Origin of the sequence: Candidatus Tokpelaia sp. (assembly GCF_008636115.1) — a bacterium.
Classification (GTDB): domain Bacteria; phylum Pseudomonadota; class Alphaproteobacteria; order Rhizobiales; family Rhizobiaceae; genus QLZD01.
Window position 1 is genome coordinate 167,535 of the sequence record NZ_QLZD01000013.1, and the last position, 6,000, is coordinate 173,534.

General features: G+C 50.4%; 5 protein-coding genes. 3 read left to right on the forward strand and 2 right to left on the reverse strand.

Annotation, left to right across the window (positions count from 1 at the left end; genetic code table 11):
* Positions 1-55: 55 nt before the first annotated feature.
* Positions 56-700: a tetratricopeptide repeat protein gene (locus tag DPQ22_RS01415; protein ID WP_190323084.1), complete on the reverse strand. Its 645-nt coding sequence runs from the start codon at positions 698-700 to the stop codon at positions 56-58.
* A gap of 356 nt (positions 701-1,056) precedes the next feature.
* Here DPQ22_RS01415 and DPQ22_RS01420 point away from each other — a divergent pair, with 356 nt between their 5' ends.
* Positions 1,057-3,351: a YadA-like family protein gene (locus DPQ22_RS01420; RefSeq protein ID WP_150212792.1), complete on the forward strand. Its 2,295-nt coding sequence runs from the start codon at positions 1,057-1,059 to the stop codon at positions 3,349-3,351.
* Positions 3,352-3,798: 447 nt separating this feature from the next.
* Here the strand turns inward: DPQ22_RS01420 and ykgO are convergent, their stop codons facing one another.
* The gene (ykgO, locus tag DPQ22_RS01425; RefSeq protein ID WP_150212793.1) at positions 3,799-3,924 is read right to left on the reverse strand and encodes a type B 50S ribosomal protein L36; all 126 of its coding nucleotides are present in this window, start codon (positions 3,922-3,924) and stop codon (positions 3,799-3,801) included.
* A gap of 397 nt (positions 3,925-4,321) precedes the next feature.
* Here ykgO and DPQ22_RS01430 point away from each other — a divergent pair, with 397 nt between their 5' ends.
* On the forward strand, positions 4,322-4,510 hold the full coding sequence (locus DPQ22_RS01430; protein WP_150212794.1) for a YdcH family protein: 189 nt from the start codon (positions 4,322-4,324) through the stop codon (positions 4,508-4,510).
* 154 nt (positions 4,511-4,664) lie between these two features.
* Positions 4,665-5,660, forward strand: a complete 996-nt coding sequence (locus DPQ22_RS01435; RefSeq protein WP_246681421.1) for an NAD(P)H-quinone oxidoreductase — start codon at positions 4,665-4,667, stop codon at positions 5,658-5,660.
* Positions 5,661-6,000: the final 340 nt, after the last annotated feature.

Consider the following 6,000-nt stretch of genomic DNA (forward strand, 5'->3'; position numbering starts at 1 on the left):
GGGCAGCTTTGGCGGGCAGGCGGGCAAATCCCGGCATGGAATCAGACAAGGAAGGTCAAATAGCGCGGCTGCTGTCTTTTTCAATCAAAACCTGAATACGCCGCTGGGCACTGCGCATTTGCGGATAAAATTCCAATGCTTTTTCATAAGCCTGTAGTGCCTGCGCCGGCCGGCCGGTCATTTCCATCACCGCTCCTAATTGCAACATGGCATTATAATGGCGCGGCTCCAACTGTAAGACGCGCTGCATCTCGACCATGGACAGAGCAATATCATTGGTCATCAGGTGAACAGAGGCGCGGCGCAGCCAGCCTTCAGCATAATCAGGCGCCAGAGCAACGACATTATCAAGGAAATCCAGCGCTATGGCATAATTTTTCCCGGCAATTTCCTTATTGGCCCAAAACATCAATAAATCAATGCTGTCACTGCCGGATTGTGCCCATAGACCTTCAATAGAGCGGCTGACAGCCTCCGCTTTGGCAAAATCAGCGCTGCGTTTAAGCTCGGCAAATAATTTATCTTCTTCGTCCCGGCGCTTTTGTGCCGCAGAGGCGGTTTTGTCATTTGCCGGCGGTTTGAATGTGCTGTCGGGCGGGGTTGCTGCCTTGCCGCCGGTTTTACCCGGCATATTAAGATGAGGAAAAATCTCCTGCTCACTGAGCGGCGGTTTGGCGGAATCATGCGGTGTATCAACCATTATGGCCGCCATTGAAGCAGCATAATATGCTGCGTCCGCCGGCAAAATGCCGGTTTTATTGCTGCAAAATAGTGCTAACAGGGCAAAAAGGCGGCAGCCACGGCGAAGTTTGATAATAAAGAGCATAGGCACAGATTAGCGCAGAAGGCCGGCTGATAACAAGCCTCGATAGAGATATGCTGCCGGTTAATACACTGAAAAGATGCGTAATAATTATATATTCGGCTATAAAATATATATTTATATTATAATTATCCGATATAAATATGATTATTTTTTACACTTGACTTTCATAGCTGAAGCAGGGAATTTGCGCAAACAAGATTCAGGGAGAATCATAAAGCTGGAGGAAATCGATGAAGAAATATTATGTGACAGCGGCGCTGGCTGCTGTCTTGGCGCTTTCGGCTGCGCCTTTGGCTATGGCCGCGCCTTTGCCGACCAATATTACGGGCGAGGACATCAGGAGCGGTCTGCTCAATAATGATGCTAATGCGGCCAGGACAGCTACCCAGTTGAATAATACCAATACTCAGGTCAATACAAACACAGATACTATTACTAAAAATACAAGCGCTATCGCTGATAATACAAAAGCTGCCGCTGCGGCGCAGACAACAGCCAATGACGCCAAAAACACGGCGGATACAGCTAAAACCGCGGCAGATAATGCGCAGCAGGCCGCTGATAATAATGCTCAGAATATTGCCGCAAACACGGCAGCTATTGATAAAGCGCAGAGCGCGGCGGATAATGCCCAAAATACCGCCAAAGCAGCTCAGACTACGGCCAATGCGGCGCAGACAACAGCCAATGACGCCAAAAACACGGCGGATACAGCTAAAACCGCGGCCGGTAATGCGCAGACAACAGCCGATGCAGCTATAAGTAATGCGGCAGCAGCACAAAAAAATGCCCTTAGCGCTATTACTGACGCAGCAAAAGCGCAAACTACTGCTAATAATGCAACACAAAAAGCAGAAGGGGCGATGAATACAGCCCTGGACGCCAGGACTGTGGCCGGTAATGCGCAGCAGACCGCCGATAATAACGCCAAGGATATTGCCAACAACACGGCAGCTATTGATAATGCGCAAAGCACGGCGGATAAGGCGCAACAGGCTGCCGATACGGCTATAAGTACTGCGGAAGCGGCGCAGGAAATGGCTGGGGAGAACGCCAATGCTATTGCCGATTTGGATAAGCGCACTAATGTCGGCAGTAATGAGGACGGCAGCAAAAAGACGGTTAAGGACTATGTTGATGACAGCATTAACGCCAGCGAAGGTCGAACCGATGAAAAGCTTGCCGGGGTGAATGGCAATATTGAGGCCAATACGAAAGCTATTGACGAGGTTCGGCAGACGGCCGGTGATGCTAAAACGGCTGCCGATAATGCGCAAAGTGCGGCCGATAATGCGCAGCAGACTGCCGATGCCGCTAATACAGCCGCTGACAATGCCCAGAAGACGGCTGATAATAATGCCGGAAATATTGCCGACAATACCAATGCGATTCAGGAGAATCAGAAAAATCAACAGGCTGTTAATGATGCGCAAAAAACAGTCAATGAAACTTTAAGTGCAGAGGTTAAAGCAAATTTTGGCAGTATAAACGAGAATAGACTGGCTATCAGCAATAACAGAAATGCCATTGCCACTAATAGGGCGGCTATTAGTGAGGTAAAGGAGCAGCAGGAGTGGAATACTGACAAAATTGTTGAGCATGAAAGCCGCCTTGACCAAAACGAAAGCCGGATTGACCTAAATGCGCGCGGCGTGGTGGAAAATTCTGCTCGTATCAGCCGCAATACTTCCGATATTGCCAAAAACACTAATACCATTGTCGATTTGCAGAAGCAAACTGATGTCGGCACCAATGCGGACGGCAGCAAAACGACTGTGCGGGAAGCGATTGACAAATCTGCCGGTGAGACCCTTGATTCGGCTAAAAATTACGCTGATGAAGGGGATAAAAAGACTCTTGATGCTGCTAAAAATTATGCCGATACCGGCGATAAGCAGACTCTGGATTCGGCTAAAAATTATACCGAAGACCGTATCGGCAATATTGACGGCGTCAGAAAAAGTGTCTACGCCAAAGATGAAAACGGCAGGATTATCTATAAAGACGGCAAGCCGGTGCGCGCTGCCGATATTCCTGAGCAGGCATTGGCAAGGCAGCAAAAAACAGCGGCAGCCAGCGATCCGAAACCAAAAACGGTTAAGGAATATGTTGATGACAGCATTAGCGAGAGCGAAGCCAGAACCGATGAAAAATTTGCCATAGTGAATGATAATATTAACGCCATTGCTCAGGGCAGTTATGATTATACTGATAAAATATCGGCGCAGACACTGGAAAAGGCCAATGCCTATACGGATAGCCGGGTTAACCAGCTTAACAGCAAGGTTAAAAAATTGCGCGCCCGCGCTGATGCCGGCATTGCCGGCGCCACCGCTATTGGCAGCCTGGCTTTTGACACTTTAAAAGCCAATGCTGTTTCCGGCGGTTTGGGTATTGCTAAAAACAAGGTGGCCGGCGCTGTCGGCTATCAGCGCAATTTTAGTGATAAATGGCGCGCCCGGGCGGCAATTTCCGTCTCTGATAATTATGTTCAGGGCGGCACATCGGTTGGCTTTAGCTGGTAAGAGCGGCTATTATTATTGCTTCCGTTTTTTGGAAAGGCAATCAAAGGTGGTTTTGGCTGCCTTTGATTTTTATGACCGGCGGCTTGATACAGAGTGCCGGAGCCGGTGCTATAAATAGAAAGCCGGCACTACAGCGCTATAATTGGGCAAAAAAGCCGTTTCCAATAAGGGAAAGCACTATAGGGAGGCCGTTGGCACAGCTCTTTGCCGTGCTGCAATCCTTGCCGGCGACTGCCTTTGCCGGCCCGGAATATTACCCCGCTTGCAGGAAGCAGATCTTATTACCGGCTGAACTGCCGGGATTGCGGGCGCTATTTCAGGCGTTCGGCAACACACAAAGCGGCGCTCACCGGCGCCGTTGCAAATCTCACCACCAAATGAATGAGCGCCAGAGAGTTTGGACAAAGCTGACTGCCTGCTTTAGCCCTGGCGTGCTTTAAAGCCGGTTTATCCTTGCCGCGCTTTAAAACGCGGTGCCAGCTTGTTGATAATATAAATACGCCCTTTGCGGCGCACCATACGATTATTGCGATTACGCAATTTCAAGGCTTTTAGCGAGTTTTTAATTTTCATCGTTTTTCCCAACTCAAAATTTCACAACCAGACGCTGCTTTTTGCGCCATTATCGCGTAAACAAAGCGCAATAAACACCGAAAAACAGATTTCAGCCCGCCGATAAATGCAAATTCATGCTATTTCATAGCTTGAACCTGTCTTTTTGTCAACCGATCCAATTTATAAGCGGCGCTGTTTTCGCGCTTGTTTTGTGACCTTCAGGGGAATCCTGCCCGGCTATCGGCTGTTGCGCTTTTATGCGCCGGGCGAAGGCAAGAAGCACGAGGTGAAATAATTATAAAACGGCACCGGCCGGCAGCCATTTTTTTGCCAAAAAGGCTTGTCACACTGAAGAATATCATAGCGGCCTGCGGGTCGCGTGCCGGCAAATCCACTGAGTTACGAGGAGACAAAGATGAATGATAGCTCTCTTAATGCCCATATTGGCAGCCTGGAGGAAAAGCATGAAGCATTGAAAAAGGAAATTGCCGCGCTGGAAAGTGAAAAAATTTATGATGATGCGCAAATGAGCGCGCTCAAGCGAAAGAAATTGCACCTTAAAGATGAAATTGAGAAATATCGGACGCAATTAGGAGAAGATTGAGGAATATCGATAATCGCTCGACTTGCAGCCGTGTCTGCGTGTTAATGGGGCTGTTATTGGCGGCTTTCGGGTGGGTTTATGCGCCTCTTTGCCTGATATTTGCGGCCTGACTGGCCGGGGAAATGGGGGGGAGAAATAGGGAAAGGCGGGAAATATGGGTGGCGTGAAATCCATGCGCATTATTGCCCTTAAGGGTGCGGGCGGGGTCTCTATGCTACAGGAAGAGACTGTGCCGGTGCCGCAGTTAAAGCCGGGGCAGGTTTTGATTCATGTGCGCGCTGCCGGGGTGAACCGCCCTGATATTGCGCAAAGACAGGGTGTTTATCCGCCGCCGCCGGGGGCGCCCGCCTGGCCGGGGCTGGAAGTAGCGGGAGAAATTACCGCTTTATCAGAGGTAAAGGATTTTACTATTGGCGACAAAGTAATGGCGCTGGTGCCCGGTGGCGGTTATGGTGAATATGCGGTGGCCGATGCGGAGTGTTTATTGCCGATACCCGCCAATATGGATTATGTGCAGGCGGCTGCTGTTCCTGAGACTTTTTTTACCGTATGGAGCAATGTTTTTGACCGCGCCGGGCTGAAAAAAGGTGAGGTTTTGCTGGTGCATGGCGGTAGCTCCGGTATTGGCACGGCGGCGATGCAACTGGCAAAGGCCTTTGGCGCGCAGGTGATTGTAACGGCAGGCTCAGCGGAAAAATGCCGTGCCTGCCTGAGCCTGGGGGCGGATTGCGCGGTTAATTATCGTGAGCAGGATTTTGTTGCCGAGGTAAAAAATTTCACTAAGGGAGGCGGTGCCAATGTGATTCTGGATATGGTGGGCGGTGATTATAGCGAGAAAAATTATCAGGCAGCGGCCATAGAGGGGCGTATTGTGCAAATTGCCTTTTTGCACGGGCATAAAGCAATTATTGATTTGAATATGCTTATGCGCAAACGGTTGCTGCATACTGGCTCAACCTTGCGCGCGCGTGATAAAGCCTTTAAAGGAGCAATAGCGGCGGCGTTAAAGCGCCATGTCTGGCCTTTATGGCAAAAAGGCAGGGTTTTGCCGGTTATTGATACGGTTTTTCCTTTTTCTGAAGTGGCAGCAGCGCATGAATACCTGGAAGCTGGCGGCCATGTGGGTAAAATTGTGCTGAAACTGACCTAAGGATTGCAGAACTGTTTGTGCCGTCTCTGCGGCCATATGGGCGAAATTGTGCTGAAACTGACCTGGCAATTTGTTGTTGATAATAGCGCCCGCCGAGGCACTTGCCGCATGGGGCAGCTATTGACAAATTTTGGAGCCGGGATATTGCGTTCCTGACCGCCTGACCGCCTGACCGCCTGACCGCCTGACCGCCTGACCGCCTGACCGCCTGACCGCCTGACCGCCTGACCGGCCAAGGCGCAGATTGAGCGTGAGATTGCGAGGGATCAAGAGGCGAGGAGGGGCGCAGCCCCGACAGGGACAGAGGATCAAGAGGCGAGGAGGGGCGCAGCCCCGACAG

Excerpts from the sequence above, each read along its gene's own strand:
- DPQ22_RS01415 (WP_190323084.1), bottom strand. The coding sequence starts at position 700 with ATGGTTGATACACCGCATGATTCCGCCAAACCGCCGCTCAGTGAGCAG.
- DPQ22_RS01420 (WP_150212792.1), top strand. The coding sequence starts at position 1,057 with ATGAAGAAATATTATGTGACAGCGGCGCTGGCTGCTGTCTTGGCGCTT.
- DPQ22_RS01430 (WP_150212794.1), top strand. The coding sequence starts at position 4,322 with ATGAATGATAGCTCTCTTAATGCCCATATTGGCAGCCTGGAGGAAAAG.
- DPQ22_RS01435 (WP_246681421.1), top strand. The coding sequence starts at position 4,665 with ATGGGTGGCGTGAAATCCATGCGCATTATTGCCCTTAAGGGTGCGGGC.
- ykgO (WP_150212793.1), bottom strand. The coding sequence starts at position 3,924 with ATGAAAATTAAAAACTCGCTAAAAGCCTTGAAATTGCGTAATCGCAAT.